The organism is Ekhidna sp., assembly GCF_039940915.1.
Classification (GTDB): Bacteria; Bacteroidota; Bacteroidia; order Cytophagales; family Cyclobacteriaceae; genus Ekhidna.
Genome location: NZ_JBDVFO010000003.1, coordinates 753,004 through 771,804, shown reverse-complemented (window position 1 = coordinate 771,804; position 18,801 = coordinate 753,004). Strand labels below are relative to the sequence as shown.

Annotated in this window: 11 protein-coding genes; 5 read left to right on the top strand and 6 right to left on the bottom strand. The window is 40.9% G+C overall.

Annotated features, from left to right (window positions below):
* Nucleotides 1–9: 9 nt before the first annotated feature.
* Both mdh and ABJF57_RS18445 read right to left on the bottom strand, forming a co-directional pair.
* Complete coding sequence (mdh, locus tag ABJF57_RS18450; RefSeq protein ID WP_462232817.1) at nt 10–948, bottom strand: malate dehydrogenase; 939 nt, start codon at nt 946–948, stop codon at nt 10–12.
* Between the two features lie 118 nt (nt 949–1,066).
* On the bottom strand, nt 1,067–1,900 hold the full coding sequence (locus ABJF57_RS18445; RefSeq protein WP_462232816.1) for an ion transporter: 834 nt from the start codon (nt 1,898–1,900) through the stop codon (nt 1,067–1,069).
* A gap of 364 nt (nt 1,901–2,264) precedes the next feature.
* Here ABJF57_RS18445 and ABJF57_RS18440 point away from each other — a divergent pair, with 364 nt between their 5' ends.
* The 3 genes from ABJF57_RS18440 (at nt 2,265) to ABJF57_RS18430 (ending at nt 5,661) form a co-directional block, all read left to right on the top strand.
* Nucleotides 2,265–2,597, top strand: a complete 333-nt coding sequence (locus ABJF57_RS18440; protein WP_462232815.1) for a PadR family transcriptional regulator — start codon at nt 2,265–2,267, stop codon at nt 2,595–2,597.
* Nucleotides 2,598–5,255: an ABC transporter permease gene (locus ABJF57_RS18435; protein WP_462232814.1), complete on the top strand. Its 2,658-nt coding sequence runs from the start codon at nt 2,598–2,600 to the stop codon at nt 5,253–5,255. It abuts the gene before it with no gap.
* A gap of 70 nt (nt 5,256–5,325) precedes the next feature.
* Nucleotides 5,326–5,661 carry a hypothetical protein gene (locus tag ABJF57_RS18430; protein ID WP_462232813.1) on the top strand — a complete coding sequence of 112 codons (336 nt, stop codon included), beginning with the start codon at nt 5,326–5,328 and terminating at the stop codon, nt 5,659–5,661.
* Between the two features lie 74 nt (nt 5,662–5,735).
* Here ABJF57_RS18430 and ABJF57_RS18425 read toward each other — a convergent pair whose 3' ends face one another.
* Complete coding sequence (locus ABJF57_RS18425) at nt 5,736–11,087, bottom strand: T9SS type A sorting domain-containing protein (protein ID WP_462232812.1); 5,352 nt, start codon at nt 11,085–11,087, stop codon at nt 5,736–5,738.
* A 475-nt stretch (nt 11,088–11,562) separates the two neighbouring features.
* Here ABJF57_RS18425 and ABJF57_RS18420 point away from each other — a divergent pair, with 475 nt between their 5' ends.
* Both ABJF57_RS18420 and ABJF57_RS18415 read left to right on the top strand, forming a co-directional pair.
* Complete coding sequence (locus ABJF57_RS18420; protein WP_462232811.1) at nt 11,563–12,918, top strand: cell envelope integrity TolA family protein; 1,356 nt, start codon at nt 11,563–11,565, stop codon at nt 12,916–12,918.
* A gap of 166 nt (nt 12,919–13,084) precedes the next feature.
* Nucleotides 13,085–13,522 carry a hypothetical protein gene (locus ABJF57_RS18415; protein ID WP_462232810.1) on the top strand — a complete coding sequence of 146 codons (438 nt, stop codon included), beginning with the start codon at nt 13,085–13,087 and terminating at the stop codon, nt 13,520–13,522.
* A gap of 98 nt (nt 13,523–13,620) precedes the next feature.
* Here ABJF57_RS18415 and ABJF57_RS18410 read toward each other — a convergent pair whose 3' ends face one another.
* From ABJF57_RS18410 to ABJF57_RS18400, 3 genes are all read right to left on the bottom strand, one after another.
* Entirely contained in the window at nt 13,621–14,379 is a 759-nt protein-coding gene (locus ABJF57_RS18410; RefSeq protein ID WP_462232809.1) for a DUF481 domain-containing protein, read from the bottom strand.
* Between the two features lie 137 nt (nt 14,380–14,516).
* Nucleotides 14,517–16,829, bottom strand: coding sequence for an ABC transporter permease (locus tag ABJF57_RS18405; protein WP_462232808.1), 2,313 nt, complete (start codon nt 16,827–16,829; stop codon nt 14,517–14,519).
* Nucleotides 16,830–17,005: 176 nt separating this feature from the next.
* A complete protein-coding gene (locus tag ABJF57_RS18400) occupies nt 17,006–18,487 on the bottom strand; it encodes a dihydrolipoyl dehydrogenase family protein (protein WP_462232807.1) in 1,482 nt (493 codons plus the stop codon).
* Nucleotides 18,488–18,801: the final 314 nt, after the last annotated feature.

Genomic DNA, 18,801 nt, shown 5'->3' with positions numbered 1-18,801 from the left:
ATCTATGAATTATACGATATTCATCTCCGTAAGCACACCATTGGTTTTGCTTACAGCAGCAGCACTTTCTTCTAATTTTGCTTTTTCAGCACCGTCGAGCTCTATTTCCACAATCTGCTCTATACCATTTTTGCCAATGATCGCAGGAACTCCAATCGCTAGATCATTCAATCCATACTCGCCTTCAAGCAGGCAAGAGCAAGGGAACATTTTCTTGGTGTCGCAGGCAATAGCCTGAACCATGGCAGAAACCGCAGCTCCAGGTGCATACCATGCAGATGTTCCAAGAAGCTTGGTAAGCGTAGCACCACCGACTTTCGTTTCTTCCAATACATAATTCAACTTATCCTCACTCAAGAACTTAGAAACAGGTACACTATTTCTTGTAGCTAATCGTGTTAGAGGAATCATGCCTGTATCGCTATGACCACCAATCACCATGCCGTCTACATCAGATGCCGGGCAATCCAATGCTTCAGAGAGTCTGTATTTGAATCGTGCAGAATCTAGTGCTCCTCCCATTCCGATGATTCGATGCTTGGGTAGTCCGAGCGCTTTGTGTGCCAGGTAGGTCATTGTATCCATTGGATTGGAAACAACAATGATGATCACATTTGGTGAATGTTTGATCAAATTTTCAGCCACTGACTTAACAATACCAGCATTGGTAGAAATCAACTCTTCTCGCGTCATGCCAGGTTTTCGTGGAATACCTGAGGTAATTACCGCAACGTCACTGTTGGCAGTTTTGGAGTAATCGTTTGTAGTACCTGTGATTTTGGTATCGAATCCATTGAGAGATGCGGTTTGCATCAAATCCATGGCCTTACCTTCCGCAAAGCCTTCTTTGATATCAATAAGTACAACTTCGGCTGCAAAATCTTTAATTGCGATGTATTCGGCACAACTTGCACCTACGGCTCCAGCGCCTACGACGGTTACTTTCATGATCTATTTTTTTTGAATTGGGATATAATTTTCAAGCGCAAAAGTAGTGATTTGAGGGGAGAAAAATGACTAAACAATGGTATTTAGCCTTCTAATAATGCGAATAGTAAGGTTGCCGTCAATTACTCTTCTCAGCGATTTTCAATAGATCATTCTGAATTTGAATGAGTCTTTGTTCGAGCTTAAGGTTTTGTTCTGTCACAAAGTCCTTGATATGTTGTTCCTCCTCTTTCAGGTCTTTGAGCGAAACCTCATTCATGGTATTTACCACTATGGCAATGAAGATATTTAGGGTCGTGTATGTGGCGATAAGAATGAATGTGACAAAATACACACCCGCAAATGCCACCCCATCCATTACTGGCCTTGCTATAGCGGAAGACCAGCTTTCTAACGTCATTATCTGGAAGAGTGTGAAAATGGCCTTACTCATATCTCCAAAATAAGCCGGATAAAGCTGACCAAATAAGTTTACACCAATCACTGAGAAGACATAGAAAACAATGCCTAGCAACACCGCTATCCAACCAATACTTGGCAATGATTTTACCAATGACTCAATGATGAGTCTCAGCTTTGGGATACTCCGCAGCAGACGGAGCGTTCGAATAATTCGAAGGGCTCTGAATACCGAAAATGAACCTGCCGCCGGAACCAGCGAAATGGCAACCACCAGAAAATCAAATACATTCCATGAATTTTTAAAAAAACCGAATTTGTAGACAAAAATTTTGAGCAAAATCTCTATGGAGAATAAAACCAGAATGGTGAGGTCTATCACGTCAATAATTCTACCATAACTCAACATGATAGCTTCTGATGTTTCCAGCCCTATCAAAATGGAATTGATGATGATAATAGCTGTAATAACCGTTTGAAAAATTCTTGATTCGAAGAAAATCCGAAGACTTTCCCGAAGTGTACCTGAGTATGATATAGTGAGAATATGCATTGAAACGATTTAGGTGATGAGAAAATTAAAAAAGGAGAGTGATCAAAAATTGAAACACTCTCCTACTACTCTACTACAACTTATCTTTATTGTCCATATTTAAACTACTTCAGACCTCCCGTAATCTTATACAGGTTTAAGCGCTCCACCTATTTCTTATCGTTCTATCCAACCTCCTGATTAGACGCAAAACAAGTGAATATTGTTCATAAATCATTATTTATATTTCTTATGAAAAGCATAACTAAAACTTATGTTTATAGGTGAGCTTACCATCTCGATCTAAAAGTTTTGAATGATAAGTTTTACCATTTCTATAACAAAGTATATACAAATGCGTATATCTTTGACAAAATGTATAGTAATGAAGAAAGAATACCTGGGAGAATTTGAAGAACTGGTATTGACAATGGTCGCTTTGTTAGGTGAAAATGCCTATGGAAACGCCATTGTTGATGAAATTCGTGATAAAATAGGGCGTGAAGTCAACCTTAGCGCAGTACACGTCACCTTGTATCGAATGGAAGATAAAGGCTACGTTAGTTCCGAAATGGGAGGAGCCTCAAACATGAGAGGCGGAAGGCGAAAAAGGATATTCACAGCATCAAATGCTGGATTACAGATGCTTCAATCTTTGAAGGCACAACGTCAAGAGTTGTGGGCTCTTATTCCTGATTTAAAATTCTCTATTGCCTAGATGGAGCCTCCAAAGTGGATCATCCGGCTGATAAGTTCTTACTGTCCCCCGCAACTTGCCGAAAGTATCATTGGCGATGTTTGGGAGCAGTACCTGAGAGATAAGGAACAGTATTCCAAATTCAAGTCAAATAGACGCTTACTATGGAATGCTTTTCGATTTTTCCGTCCAGGAATCTTATTACGAAACTCAAAAACTCAACTCATAAATAGTGCTATGCTACGAATCAATCTACTTCTTGCACTTCGCAACATGCGAAAACACAAATTCTATTCTTTGATTAATGTCTTAGGATTGGCTTTGAGCATCATGTTTGGACTCCTTGTTTTTTTCTATGTACAAAATGCACTCAATCATGACTCTTTCCATGATGAGCATGAATCTATCTACCGATTTACAAAGCAGATAAAAAATAGAGAAACGAATGAACTCATATCATGGAATAACACCACAGGTAATCAGCTCACGGTAGATCTGAGGAATGAGGTCCCATCCATCAAACACATCACTCGCCTAATTTCTGGATCTGGATATGTAAAAAAGGGGTCTGAAACCTTCACAGAAAAGATCACACATGTGGATCCTGATTTTTTTGACATCTTCTCATTCCCCATAATCGAGGGTGATCAAAAACCACTCACCAACATTTCCCAGGTAGTAATCAGCCCCAAGATGGCTGAAAAATACTTTGGGATTTCTAGCCCCATTGGAAAGGAGCTAGAAATAACTTCAGGTGCAGCGTCTCATACGTATGTGGTTTCCGCGGTGGTAGATCCTGTAGAAGGTCAAAACAGCCTACCCTTTGATCTGATCATTCACATCGATCACATGGAAAAGATGATCTCTGATCCCGAATTCCTAAAAGGTTATGATATCTCGTTCCTCGAAACCTACTTGAAACTGGAGCCCAACGCGAATCTTATGGCATACGAAGATTTGCTCACTGAAACCTTTGCGCGGATGGCTCAGATCACTGAGCAGGATAACAAAATAGACATCAAACTTCAGCCCATAAGTACCCTCTACTGGTGGAGTCCCAAGTTTGGTAAAAAAAATGGAGAAGCTACCACCTACAATCCTGACTATGTGTACATATTAGCTGGGCTCTCCCTTCTTGTAATAATCATTGCTGTTCTTAATTTCATCATGCTTACAAGCAGTCAATCGCTCAATCGAATTAAGGAATTCGGAATAAAAAAAACAATGGGGGCATATAAGCGTCAGCTATCTGCCCAGCTGTTTTTAGAAGTTCTTCTTCTCACATTATTGGCTGGTGCTGTTTCGCTCATCGGCAGCTATTACTTCATACCCGTTTTCAACGCTCTTACCAATGCCTCACTGAGTTTTCATTTAAGCACTGAATTGATAGGATTTATGCTGATGTTAATTGGTATCATTTCACTTACATCAAGTGCCATTTCTTCTGGAGTAATACTAGGGCTAAAAACCACACATGCCTTAAAAGGAACTTTGTCGGTTGGAGGAAGTAGTCTTACAAGAAACGTGATGGTGATCATCCAATTTACTTTTTGCGTTGGCCTAATCATCGGCACGATCGTCTTTAGGGGGCAGATGAACTACATCAGTAACAAATCTCTGGGTTTTGAAAAAGATCAACTTGTTGAGATTGAACTACCAAGTAACCTCAACGAAGATGAAGCTGCACTTGCTTTTGATCGATTCAAGCATGAACTAGCGCAGAGCTCAGGAGTGGTCAGCACTGCTGCGACGATGACTACCATGTCGGTACTTCATTGGACAATTTTTTCATTTGATCAGCTAGATGCTCCAGTGCTCAAGTTGAATTTCAATCTTGTAACCTCAGACTATATAAAAACCATGCAATTGGAAATCGTTGAAGGCAGAGACTTTCGGAAAGACGATACCGGAACATCCATCCTTGTGAATGAAGCCCTCGTCAAAGAGATGGGTTGGGAGCATCCTTTAGGCATGCAAATTCCAGGGAAGGACTTTAAACGAACGCATGAAATCATCGGTGTAGTAAAAGACTTCAATTTCAACTCACTCCATAGTGAAGTGAAGCCACTTATTTTAGCGAAAGAAGTTGGCCCTATTACTGAAGGCATATCTGGAATATCTTCCTACGTATGGCCACCGCAATTTTTCACAGCTGTCATTCGTGTAGCACCAGGCAACGCTTCTGAAATTGCAACAACTCTAAAGTCTGCATGGCAAGAAACCATGGGTCATCTTCCATTTGAAATGCGTTATGTCAATGATATTTTGAACCAAAAGTATAAGGAAGAAAAGCGATACAGTTCCATCATCAATTATGCAGCGGGTTTCTCACTGTTTATCGCTTGGCTTGGTTTGCTAGCATTGACGAGACTGGTAATTCAGAAGCGCTTCAAAGAAATGGGCATTAGAAAAGTACTTGGTTCATCTTCTCTAAATATCATTCTACTGGTTGCTAAAAAATTCATTCTATTGATCGGTATTGCCACAATTATCGCATCGCCCATTGCCTGGTGGTTGCTCAGAGATTGGTTAAATGAGTTTGCCTATAAAACAGATCTTAATCCAGTCATTTTTCTATTGTCAGGACTAGCAGTAATTGCCGTTACTTTCATTTCGATAAGCATCCAATCACTGAAAATATCACACATCAATCCTTCCGAAGCTTTGAGAATGGAATGAAATCAACACCTTTTTCACAAAAGAGCTATTAAGAATTGCGTCGAGGATTATTTTTGACGAAAGAATAATTATGGAAACGGCACTATTCTCACTTGCTGGCACAATTGTAGGTGGTCTCATTACACTACTTGTGCAGAGGCAACGCTTTGGTCAGGAGATCAAATTGAAAAGGGAGGAAAACAAAACGGAGTTTATGGCGGAAAGTACGGTCAAGCATTTTCTGAATCATAAATCATACACCGATCGTTCATTCGAAACATTGAAAAAACACCTGGGTGGCTTTGATGACGATGAACTTAGAAAAATTCTGGTACGCGCCGGAGCTATAAGAAACTTCCGATCAGATAACTCAGAATGGTGGAGACTGCTATCTAGAATGGATGAATATATTGAGCGGAAGAGATAACATAGGCATCAGTTAGCATCATCAATGGGCTATCCAAATTGGAACTAATTTAAAAATGCGATCAGAACGATATCCTACTTTTTCAGAACCTTTCCTTCAAAAACACTTCCATCTACCATCTCAAGTTTGAGAAGGTAATGTCCCTGAGGGATATCTGCGATTTGGATTGAAGGAGTCTCTAGTGAAGTAATCATTTTATGAATTTTCCCACTTAAATCATAGAAAGTCAGCTGCCTTACGTGGCTGGCTTCAATACCCTCCATTTGAATGTAATCCGACGCTGGGTTTGGATACATCACAATTCTTGCGTCTGAAAGGTCCGGTGCTATAAGAATAACTGATGAGTATTCAAAAGACCCATCTACATCAACCATTTTCAGCCGGTAATAATAAACTCCAGACTTTACCTGATTATCTAAAAATCGATAATCACGGCGTTGATTACTGTTCCCATTGGATGAAACTCGACCTATCGGATCAAAAGCAACTCCGTCCCTGCTTCTTTCAATTTCGAAGTAGTGCGAATTGATTTCTGTCAATGTAGACCATTTCAGTTGGACATCTCCGCCATCTTTGCTTCCCACAAAGTCAATTAATTCTACAGGAAGTGGATTGGCAGTGGAACTAGTCGAATAGATAGAAAATTCACTAAAACTGCTTGTCTGACCAGTAATAATGTATGGGTCAGATCCACTTGAAGGCGTTGCAAGAGACAAAACAACCCAGTCAGCTCCATCAAAACGGGTCATACCGAGAAAAGTTGGGTCGGTTGCATTATCCCCCGAGGATATCTGCAACGCTACATTGGTTACTCCCGGTGGGCCAGCTGCTGTTACATCTATATCCCAATACCTGAAGTTAAGTACACTTTCAATAGTCCCTGATGGATTTCCCGCATCTCCAATCAAGTTGATAATGTCGGGATTAGTGGCACCCCCTCCTACCGGTGTTGCTTCCGCTATATGGGCAACCTGAAAGGTAGTGGTAGTGGTTGGTGTAAGCGTGGCGGGACGATAAGCACCTTCATCTCCAACTTCGAAAGTGAAGCTTGATGCTCCGGTCACTGAGGCTTCAATTCTGCCTTCGAAATGGGTATTATCATCGTATGAAGAGCCATTGACAGTTGTGGGGAGAATAAACACCGGATCGTCTGATTTATCACTATCTTCCTGATCGATATCAAAAACACCGTTAGTCATGGTTAGGGAGGTGTTAACGGTAATGGTATTGCCCATTACGTTTAGGTTTCCTCCATTCAATACCACATCATCAATACTGGTTCCTGAGGCAGGCACAATTGAAATATTTTTAGAAACTGTGAGTGTTTCTGCATAAGTAGCGGCATTAACATTGATCGTTCCATCAGCATCCAATAGGTCATGTGCCTCCGTCAACAATCCTCCTGCTTGAGATCCGCCTGTCCCAACGTTCAGGCCGCTTAAATCTGGCTGAAAACCGAGCGCGGTTCCGTCAGTATCTGTGCTTGAAGTGAGCCAAGGAGAAAAGTCCGTATCGGATTCATCAAGGAGTGAAAGAATGGTGGTCTCGTCCGTCGAGGTAAGCCATGATCCAGAGACATTTATTGTCTCATCATCTGCAGGGTCTTGAATATTTGCAATGAGCGTGGAGCCGTCTACGTTACCATTCAAATCAAAATTGGAACTATTGGCTGTAATTTGACCACCTGTTTGGGCAAGAAGGCCCGATGTAGCACCTGATGATGGGAGCACAATAAATGAGTTATTGATATTCAAAGTGCCTTTAGCAAAAACTACTCCTCCAGCATTTGTGTTACTGGCTATGGTTGAAGTATTGATATTAACCACAGCATCAGCACCACGTGAATGCACCCCCCTATTGGTATTGTCATGAATGTTAGAGTTTGAGACCGTCAACGAAATACCCTTGTCATCCGTAACCTCCAGCGCAGGATCCGTATCGAAAAAATCTGCCGCAAGTATTCCAGCATAATCCGTAGCACCATTGCCCACACCCGAAATATCTGCGGTATCAACGCTAATGGTCAAATCATGAGCTGTAGATGGAGCTGACGCGGTGGTAAACGCATAAATACCCGCTTGAGGTATGCCAGAAGCTCCTGTTATGCCACCATCAGGCCCTGCAAAACCCGCCATTGTCACATTTGAAATATTTAAAGTAGAAGCACTGAAGGAGGCTGAACCATCGAAGTTGCTGGAACTAATTCCTATCGTACATCCACTGTATGAGCCGCCATTTATCTCCGAAATCGTACTTGAAGTCAATCCAAAAGTGGCTATGCCATAGGTTGCTGTGTTAATATCATTGTCAATAAAATCAACATCAGCGGTACCACTAACATTTATCATACCCAGACCTATACTGGCTGAGGTGGCGACTAATGGATTCGCAAGTCCTAGCATTTCGACGTAATTACTTGACAAACTCACTGCACCTGATGAGATACCGATGATGAGTACACCGCTTGAATTGGCAAAAATCCGATTGTTGTTTCCAGTAAATCCAGTGAATCCGGTGTTCGAAATTGCAGTAGTGTGATTGGAATTTGCATTATCAGTACCAAATTGAAACCCATCAATGGTAATATCTGTCGCCCCAATTGTCATTCCAACATTTGCGCTCGCAGGCTCGATGATGGTCTCAGTCACTCTGGTGCCTGAACCAGCAGTTCCCTGATTGGCACCATTAAGGGTAAGAGATTTAGCTATTGTCAACGATTCCGGATATGTACCTGCATTTACTGTCACTGTACCTCCGGCATCTGTCAGGCTTATACCCTCCTCTATTCTGCCTGAAGCACCTGTCTGAGCACCAGAAACTCCAACAATTAAGTCACTAAAATCTCCCTGGAATCCATTGGTTACCAAATCGGTGTCTGTTCCTGAAGCAAGCCAAGGAGTGAAATCATTTCCACTTCCTACGAGAGATAAAATTGTAGCTTCATCTGTTGTGCTAAAGTAATTACCAGATAAATTAATTCCTGATTGTCCAGCTATGGTTCCATTTCCGTTACTACTAAGCGTTGAATTTGTAACTGTAATAACCCCATCCCCTGGAGTAGGGTCTGAAGAAACATGAATTCCCTCTGTTGATAGGTTTGTCTGACTGCTTGCATTAGCAATCGTACAATTGCTAACATTAATGGTTGCATCATCTCTGGCTATAATACTGTAGCCCAGGCTCCCAGAACCGTGTGGATCAAATCCATTTCCAGTAATCGTGCATTGCGTGACGCTGGTAACAGCATCAGCTCCAGTTGAATAAATACCACGGTTTTCATTGTCGTGAATATTGCTATTTGTAATGGTTGCATCTATTCCTGCTCCGTTAGATGCGTCCGGAAAGTCTCCAATAATAATCCCAGAATTATTAGATGCTCCATTTCCAACTCCTGAGATATCTACATTGTCTATTGTGATTGTGAGGTCATCAGCTGCTGCTCCGCCGGCAGATACCACATAAATACCAGCTTCGGTATCCGGACTTGTCACTGTTACATCTGTTACAAAACCTGACATGGTCAGATTCTGAATGGTCAGCGTAGAAGCGCTAAATCCTCCAATTCCATCAAAGTTACCGGGAAGTATGCCAAGCATACAGCCTGTATAAGTTCCACCATCTATTACAGCTTCTACAGAAGAAGTTAAGGCGTAGGTGGAGATTCCTATACCAGCGTTGGAGATGTCATTGCTTGTCACATTGGCATCTGCATCACCCGATATAGATGCAAGGATAATCCCAATGCTTCCTGTTCCAATATTATTCACATCCTCGACAGCTAACATTGACACATGATTGGCCGATACATCCACGGTGCCACTGGCTGATCCAACTACAGATACTCCTCTACTATTGGCGTGAACAATGTTGTTGGAGATGGTAATGCCTCCACTCACTGTAGCATTGATTCCTTCGCTTGCATTTGAAGTGCTCGCATCCGTCCCTATTTGAAAACCATCAACCGTCACATCATTTGCTGTGATTGTCATGGCCGTTGACAATGAGCCAGGGTCTATGCGTGATTCCGTTGCTCTAGTTCCATTCCCGGCAGTTCCCTGGTTTGCTCCATTGAGTGTAAGGGATTTTGAAATAGTCAAGTTTTCGGAATAGTCTCCGCCTACGACTGTCACTGTTCCTGTTGATAGCACAAGGTTTATGCCTGACTGGATCAGCTGCTTCGGATCACCAACCGTTCCAAGGCCAGTATCATCAGCTGCTGCTGCGTCTACAAATACATTCATTAATCCGTTTTGAGTGCCAAGCGTAGATACCACACCTTGAAAATCGACAGCATCCACATCAGTATCCGATGCATTGCTGATTCTGGCGACAGATTCATTTGCGACGGTGCTCCCTAAACTGTTGGGTGCTCCATCGTCCACCGCATCCCCTTCCTCATTGTCTCCTATCTCCACATCGTCAATCAGCGTTCCTTCTGCATCAAACAAACGAATGTAAACATTGGTATTCATGTCGTTAGAACCATCCGGATTGCCCAGCACCACATAATCTCCAATTGTCGTTTGTGTAAAGTCGCCACTACCTATATAGTTTACCACATCAAAGGCACCTGTACTTGTCAAATCCCCTGAAAAAGAACCGTTACTATCGTCGATTGTGAATGTCCACTTGGTGAGGTTCAAGTCCGCTGTTCCAATATATAATTCAATCCATTCATCTACTGCTGAAATGGTGCTCCCGCCATCAGTGCCATCGAATCCATTAGTACTCCAGTCCGTTCTAGGATTCGTAACCACTTCATTAATTAGAACTACTCCAGTCGGAGAGTTATTAGCTCCCAATGTGGCTCTGGTCTTTACAAAATCAGTAGCCTCCACATCCGTATCCTGGCCATTGGGAATACGACAAACCGACTCATTCGTAACGCTACTTGCAGATCCTGTAAACATTGTACCCGATCCCGAGGCAATAATCACTTGGTCTATTAATGTGGCGGAATTATTTCTTAACACCACTGTCACCGTTTCATTAATTGCACCAGTGGTCAACTCTCCTAACACGATGTAATCGCCTGCATCTGTATCCGTAAATGAGCCACCTGTTGAAGAGATGTAATTTGAAACTGTAAAAGCGCCGCCTGCGGCTATCGTGCCAGACACATCTGTTCCATCAATCAATTCGATCGTCCATCCTGTGAGATTTAATCCATTAGCGGTGATATAGAGTTCTATCCAATCATCGTCAGAATCAATTGATCCTGCTCCGATGGTACCATCAAAACCATTGGTACTCCAATCCTGCTGGGGATCTGTTACGACCTCATTGATAAGTACTTGCGATAAAATTTGTGAAGAAAAAATGCAAAGAAAAAGTAACGCCATTCCAATACGCATTACCGAAAATCGTGCGGTAGTTTTTGCGGAAGAAAGTGCATCACTTAAGCTGGTGGAATTAAGTGAAATCATAACTGGTGAGTTTATACTCAGTTAAAGTACTGAAATTCAATGAGAAGTCTAAATTTCAATCATTAAGAATTGGAAACATTTGCAAATTCTTTCACGCCATAGTCATATCATTTTCTCAAAATGATCTAATAATCACTCACTATAAAAAAAGACTTCCCACACCTAGAGAGTTTCATAATCACACATTCGTTAATCCAACTACACATCTGCGTGATTAGTTTGAAGCTTAGTGGATGTTTCTCAATTTCACTCCCAAACCTAAACAAGTGAATATTTTAGCCATATATTAATAATTGAAATTATAAACTGATTATGTGCTTAATTAAGAATTATAGTTCGATTATTGAATAATAACAAAATATATTTCTGAAAATATGTAACCATAAATAATTATTCCGCGTTAGATACACTATGTATTTGTAAATGCAACTATACAAATTATAAAATGATGTTTAACCTTTAAATTTTGAAAACCATGATCTTACTTGGAATTATTATTCTCCTATTTGGATTATTTATGTTTTATCTACGCCCTCAACTGAGTGATAAAGATCAGTTTGAAGACAGTGTTTTAATACGACGAAAAGCTCCCCCCTTCTTTCTCATGTTTACCAAGAAAATATCCTTGGTGATTGCAGCGATGGGGATCATGTTTGCCATGCTTCCTTACATGTTCTTTTGGGCTGAGCCCGGATATCAGTACTTTCTTGTATATCCAACAGGGCAAAGCGACGTAGTGATGAGTCAGGGGATCAAGTATCGTGGATTTGCAAAAGTGGTGCCCTGGCAGAAATACATTGACGTGAAAGTGGTAGACCCCGGAGATGAAATAAAGGACATTGAGGGCTTGATGAAGCCAATTCCTATTCGATTCATTGATCAGGTAACGGCAGAAGTGAAAATCTCAGGCAGGTTTCAACTCCCTACTAACGAAAATGATTTCATAACACTAGCAATCAAGTATCGTACGATGGATAATCTGGTGCAAAACACCCTGATTCCTACCATACGTGAGCAAACCAACAATACGGGATATATGTACGCTGCTCAAGACTACATTTCTGGTGAAGCTCAAAGTTTCCGTCAGACCTTGGATGAGCAATTGAAAGATGGTGCTTATGCCGTAATTAAAATTGAGCATCGAGATACTGTATTTAATGATGTACAACAATCGAATACAGATCGTGCCATCAAGGAAGTTCGTACGAGTTATACGGTAGAGAAAGTTCTTTTGAATGGGCTCCCAAAACGTATCCCTCATGAACTTACAGAAAACAACATCATTGTTTCTCAGGTAATTGTAGACGATGTGGTACTTGAGCCAATATTCAAGCAAAGATTGGAAGCACAGCGGGATGAATCTGCTAAGCGACAGATAGAACAGCAGAAGGTGGAAACTGCAAAAGCTGCTCAGGCCAGAATTATTGCTGAAGGTGAGCGAGACAAGGCTGGTGAGCGTGTAACTCAGGAAAAGGAGCAAGTAAAACAATTGATTGCGATCGAAACGAAGCTTAAGCAAGAGCGTACGAACAAGCAATTAGCAGCGATTGCGTTGGAGACAGAACGATTGAAAGCACAGCAGAAAAAAGTCTCAGCAGATGCTAAGGCTTACGAAAACGCGAAGTTGGTGATTGCTGGACTCACACCTCAGGAAAGAGCTGAATGGCAGTATAAAACATCTGTGGGGGTGGCAGCTGAATTGTCTAAACTTACGTTCCCTTCTACCATGATTATTGGTGGAGAAGATAGCGGCGGTACTCCCCTGGAATCCCTTATCGGAGCGGCTATGGCAAAACAGTTGACCGCAGACAATGCAAAATTTGGAAACTAACGTAAGAGGCGAAAGCCTCTTTTTTTTGTTACTCAAGTATCATTAGTGATGGACTAAATGAAGCCCAAAAAGGAATGCAACATAAGTAATTGGATCAAGAATTAAATTTTGAATAATTTAGCTTACTGCTTGTTTGCAAAGCATTGGCTTTTAAAATCCAATTGGAATGGAAAAATCAATATTCTTAGAATCAAAGGGTAGTATCATATTTACAACCGTGGTTTTCACGACTCTAGGAATAGCAACCTTAGCAAATAATCAACCTCAATCGTTCCATTTTATTTTAGGGACTTTAATAATTGTATTTAGCCTACTGAATGGATCTCAATTAATATTCGGTTTTTCAACCAACTCAAAACATGCTGCAATTCTGCGAGTAACCGCAGAAGTAATCGAATTCAGACCATATTATATGGGATCTTTAACAACACTGCATTGGAAGGAAATTAAAAGCATTACACTTAAACCGTCCAAAATTGAATTTAAGTTGAGCAAGGGTAGAAAGTTTATTAAATACAACGCAGGTTACAAACGATCTGAGGAGCTTTTAGACTTGCTAAAAACATCTGCTGAGCAGCATCACATTGAATTAATCATAAGCTAAGTATTTAATAAACATGGCTTGTGCGCAAGCTTAAATCCTTATAGAAACATAAAGTTAGGAACCAACATAAGAGGCGAAAGCCTCTTTCTTTGTCGATATCAATAACTCTTCAGCTTAACACCAAAAGTCAAAAATTGATCTCCTTGCACTTGATTCTCGATGACAATACTTTCAAATGTATCAATGTAATTGATCGTAAAGTTCAAAAACTTCCACAAGGGCACTTCTAATCCCACTTCTGCACGCCATCGGTAATTTTCCCTGTCTTCTAGGGATGGCTGATAGTAACTCTCATGACTTAATATGAGTTTTTTATCAAATAAATGGTACTTACCATTTATCCATAGAGTGCCGCGAACAGTGTTGATGTTCCGCTTTCCATTAAATTCAGGTTGATTGAAATTCGTCTGATCAAACGCGGTTGCTTCATACTCAAAGGTCAACGAAAATTTAAGTCTCTTTTCTTCCTTTCTTAACACCTGAAACGTCGCTCCAGCACCTATCAAGTAACGCGAATCAATGGCTCTTCGGAAATTAGTGCTCATGAAAGCTAAGGCCAGTGGGTAGACTTTTCGTTGTGGATTGAAATATAGGAAGTTGAGACTCAGTATATCTTCATCAGCCTTTTCTTTCCCAAACGCTTGATAGACATAAGAATTGGTGTTTTTATAGACCCATTTCTTCCAGGGTCTTACGCTAAAATCAGTCCTTCCCCTAAAAATGGAAGTTTGAACATTCCCCCTTTGCCAAAAACCGGTCAAAGAAAGTCCAGCTTTGATTTTAAGTGTATCACTTTCATCTATTTGTGCAGAGAGCAATAGTGGGAGAAAAAGTAAGAGAAGTAATACTTTTTTCATTTGAACCTATGAATGGTAATAAGCAAGTCAGATTTAGTATTCAAAGAGTAATTCTGAAGTTCAAAACTATCCATGATAGACCAAAAAAATCAGCAAGACGCCTATACAAAACCTCAACAGTCCTAATAACCAATCACCTACTCATGCCTCAATGACTCAACTGGATTTTTAAGTGCAAGTTTCACACTATGAAAGCTTATTGTTATCAACACAATCGAAACAATAATCACCGAAGCGATCAAGAAAACCATCACCCCAATATTGGTCCGGTACGCAAATGACTGTAACCAGTTGTTACCAAGATAATATGCGAAAGGCCATGCAATTATATTGGCCGTGATCAGCAAAATCAATACTTTCTTATTGAGCAAAAGGATGATTTGATATATGCTAGCACCCAACACCTTCCTTACACCAATCTCTTTGGTTCGCTCATCCATTATCAGTATCACCATGCCTAAAATTCCAATTGCGCATATAGCAAGTGCTAAAACTGAAAGCGCATTCAACACCTGGATGAGACGGGCCTCGCTCTGGTATTGTCTTTCAAAATTTTCCTTAAGAAAAAAGTAGTTAAATGGATGTTCTTGATCTATACCCTTCCATTCCTCCTCAATAAAGTCAAGGGCGGAATCAAGTCCATTTCTGTTAATCCTAACTGCAATGTTGTGGTTGTTAGGCCTAAAAACAATCACGAGAGGACCGATAGGCTGATGTAAATCGAGGAAATGGAAATCTTCAACAACTCCAACCACACGACAAGGAGATTCTGAAATACGCATTCTTTTACCAATGGGTTCTTCCCAACCGAATTGCTGGACCGCTGTCTCGTTTACAAGTATTCCTGCGATTGAGTCGTTGGCGTTCACTCCTTGATTGAAGTTTGATCCTGCTATAAGATTCAGGCCCATTGTTTCCACAAATTCTTCTTCGCCGGCATACAAGGGAATAAATATGTTTTCTCCTTGCGCCATACCCTCGGCCCAGGCATTTTGATTCCCCATCATAGACGGATCACCAGGGGCTCCCATAATCGAAGATGTGTAGAGCACAGCAGGATGAGCTTCGAAACGTTTTCTAAATTCAGTGGTATTCGTCCAAAGTGATTGATCGTCCAAAGTGACAAACAACAAAGCATCATCGCCGTATCCAAGGTATTTATTGTGCAGGTAGTTCAATTGATCCCTAACTAAAAATGTACCAACTATTAGCATAATAGCAGATGCAAATTGGAAAACCATTAAGAAGTTCATACCAACCTGTTTCTTCTCAATTAATTGAGAGCTGTTTTCTTTCGAGCGCCATGTTATCGTAAGCACATTAGTGAATGCAAACACAATAACCATTGCTAGCACAGCTAAGGACAGCCACGAAAAATTCAATTCATTGTAATCAAGCTTTAGATCCAATGCATTATTGGCCATGGGTGTCATCAGAAGAAAAAATCCAATACCCAGGAAGATCGAAACCATCAACAATAACCCCGATTGAACAAAAAATCGATGAAGCAACTGCAATTTGCTAGATCCCAAAACCCTTCGAATTGCAGACTCCTTTTCTGCCTTTGCAAAAACCGCTGATGTTAGGTTAATAAAATTGATACTCGCTATTACTAATATCAATATCCCTATTCCAAGTAAAACATTAACTGTGTCAATATTTCCTCCTGCCCCAAGCTGGAACTTAGAGGTCGACTTAAAATGGATATCCTGTATATTGATTATATCATATTCTGTATCGTTGTAAAACACACCAGATAGTTCGGGCGCATTATTGTTTATATCATCAAGAACTTGAGCCAGGTCAGCTCCTTCCCTTATTTTGATATACGTATGAAGCCATCGCAGATCTACGTTTTCAGATTCCGAGATTATCACATCAGCTGACAGATGGGATGGTTTAGTAGTTTCAAATACTCCAGACACTAGGTATGAAGCTGTATCTACGACAATAACCTGCCCCAGTACATCCCCATTTCCGAAGTATTTTTCGGCATAATCTTTTGAGAGTATTACTTCATTCGGATTAGTAAGCACTTTCTTCTTATCTCCATACAGCATTTTGAGATCTGTAAATGATGCAAACTGCGAATTGCTGACCACTACATTTCTCTCATAAAATTTCTTATCCTCAACTTGGACCTTAGTGACTTGAAACCTCTTCTTATAAAACATTACTTCTGTAATGTCCAAAGAACGGGACGATATCTCCTTTACAGTATTGTAATGACTAATTGCCCATTTGGGGGATTGATCTGAAATCTGCTTAAGCTCAAGACGATAAATTTGACTGGATTGCTCAAACTTATCGTATGAAAACTCTTTTACTACATAAAGAATAATTAGCAATGAAACAGATAAGGCACAAGCTAAGCCAAAAATGCTAATTCCCGATACTACACCTTGCCTACGGATGCTACGGATGGCACTTACTATAAAATTCTTGAACATAAGATTCACGTTTATAGATAAATAACATCCCTTTTGAACATCGGATCAAGTCATCAGTGACGGATGGTTTGAAATGTGATGAAATTATATCCTAAAATATAAATGAGAGGCCTAGAAGGATTGAAGGGTACTAAAATCAATAGTGCCACCTGATGAGTTGTTCAGGAAAAATTCAATCACTTTACTAAATCCTGATAGGATTTGCCATCCCATACTTGACACCTGATGGCATCTCTGAGTACACGTGGCTTGAACAGCGGTTTGCCCATCAGGATTCTCCCGCATTCCTGAATACCTTCTATGATCGATGGATGTGGATGAATGAGTTCTGCAAGCTCTTTGATGCTTTTGTCTTGAGAGATCAGCAGTGCCACAGCCTGTATTGCACTGGATGCATGCTCACCAACTACCCTCATCCCCAAAATATTCATCTCCTCATCATTGGTGACAAGTACCTTAATAAATCCTTCCGTATTTCTCATAGCAATGGCTCGTGGGATCGTGCCGTAATTGAGGCTTACCAATTTATACTCCAGACCTGCTTGTTGGGCTTGTATTTCATTCATTCCTACCCCCGCTACTTCTGGATCCAGAAACATGATGGTAGAAATATTCTTGTAAATCAGGGGTTGTTCTGGTTTGCCAAAAATGCGCTCGATTGCATATCGGCCTTCGAGCTCTGCTACATTCACTAATGAGATATCTGCAGTGATATCTCCTACGGCATATATGTTTGAAACGGAAGTTTGCGTAAGGTCATCTTTGATTCCCCGATTGTCTACTTCTACACCCAGGTTTTCGTTGAGTAGGTTATCATACTGAGGCACTCTTCCAATGGAAATCAAACCTTTCTCCACCCTAAAACTCTCTTTAGTTCCATCATTGTATTCAAGGATGTAGACTACTTCATTTTCATCCACTTTCATTTCAATGAGTTTCGAATTGCGATGGATAAGAACCCCTTTCTCCTCAAGATTTTTTTCAATGACTTTCACTACATCTTCATCTTCGAAAGGTAGAATACGATCTCCTTTATCGATCAAGTGAACTTTGGTATGTCCAAAATTGGAGAATATGGTCGCAAACTCACAACCGATCACCCCAGCCCCTACAATCACAATGGACTTAGGAAACTTGGAGAGATTATTAAGACCATCTGAAGTGAAGACATGCTCTTCATCGATAGGTAAATGAGGTAGCTTTCTAGGGACACTCCCAGTTGCAAGCACAATGTACTCTGCTTCTAAAGTTTGATCGTGTCCATTTCCAGAGACCTCCACGGTATTCTTCCCTTTGACACTTGCCTTTCCGTGAATGTATTCAAAGAGTTCCTCGTTATACCCAAGGTTAATGTTTTCCATGTGATGAGTAAGCAGGTTCACTCGCTCATCCACAGCGTCAGTAACTTCGCCTTTCACCTTTTCAAAGCTAAATTCAGTGCTTCCTACGTTGAGAGCATTTCCATGCAGGTTGATCATTCTCGCCTCGCGCGAAATTTCCCACCAAGTTTTACTCCACAGTGCCCCTTGGTGAATACCAGCACCCCCCAGTTTGTCTTTTTCTATAAGCGCAACACTTTTCCCAAAATCGATGGCTCTCATGGCTGCTGCATATCCTGCAGGGCCACCACCTATGACACAGACGTCAAATTTCCTCATTATAACTAGGCGATTGTTTCCCTAAAGATAAGAATTTGAGCCATTTAATTGGAGGGTACTTTTCTGAGGAGTATAAAAAACAAAAAGGGTGAGGAATCATGATTGATTCTTCACCCTTTCAATACTGCAACTGCCGAAGCAACTGCAATACCTCAAACTACTGTTCGGTTGCTGTTGGACGTGCTTCCGAGAGTTGCCTCTGCGGTCGCATTTCCTCCACAGTCTTTCAAACTTCGCTGACCCAAGCCAAACTTAAAATCAACTTCCCTTTGTCCGACTGGAAACTTACGTTTCCCTTTCCTATCCCTTGTTTG

What these genes read in the sequence shown, in the direction of transcription:
- ABJF57_RS18430 (WP_462232813.1), top strand. Translation starts at nt 5,326, where the DNA reads ATGGAAACGGCACTATTCTCACTTGCTGGCACAATTGTAGGTGGTCTC.
- ABJF57_RS18415 (WP_462232810.1), top strand. Translation starts at nt 13,085, where the DNA reads ATGGAAAAATCAATATTCTTAGAATCAAAGGGTAGTATCATATTTACA.
- ABJF57_RS18425 (WP_462232812.1), bottom strand. Translation starts at nt 11,087, where the DNA reads ATGATTTCACTTAATTCCACCAGCTTAAGTGATGCACTTTCTTCCGCA.
- ABJF57_RS18445 (WP_462232816.1), bottom strand. Translation starts at nt 1,900, where the DNA reads ATGCATATTCTCACTATATCATACTCAGGTACACTTCGGGAAAGTCTT.
- ABJF57_RS18400 (WP_462232807.1), bottom strand. Translation starts at nt 18,487, where the DNA reads ATGAGGAAATTTGACGTCTGTGTCATAGGTGGTGGCCCTGCAGGATAT.
- ABJF57_RS18405 (WP_462232808.1), bottom strand. Translation starts at nt 16,829, where the DNA reads ATGTTCAAGAATTTTATAGTAAGTGCCATCCGTAGCATCCGTAGGCAA.
- ABJF57_RS18435 (WP_462232814.1), top strand. Translation starts at nt 2,598, where the DNA reads ATGGAGCCTCCAAAGTGGATCATCCGGCTGATAAGTTCTTACTGTCCC.
- mdh (WP_462232817.1), bottom strand. Translation starts at nt 948, where the DNA reads ATGAAAGTAACCGTCGTAGGCGCTGGAGCCGTAGGTGCAAGTTGTGCC.
- ABJF57_RS18420 (WP_462232811.1), top strand. Translation starts at nt 11,563, where the DNA reads ATGATCTTACTTGGAATTATTATTCTCCTATTTGGATTATTTATGTTT.
- ABJF57_RS18410 (WP_462232809.1), bottom strand. Translation starts at nt 14,379, where the DNA reads ATGAAAAAAGTATTACTTCTCTTACTTTTTCTCCCACTATTGCTCTCT.
- ABJF57_RS18440 (WP_462232815.1), top strand. Translation starts at nt 2,265, where the DNA reads ATGAAGAAAGAATACCTGGGAGAATTTGAAGAACTGGTATTGACAATG.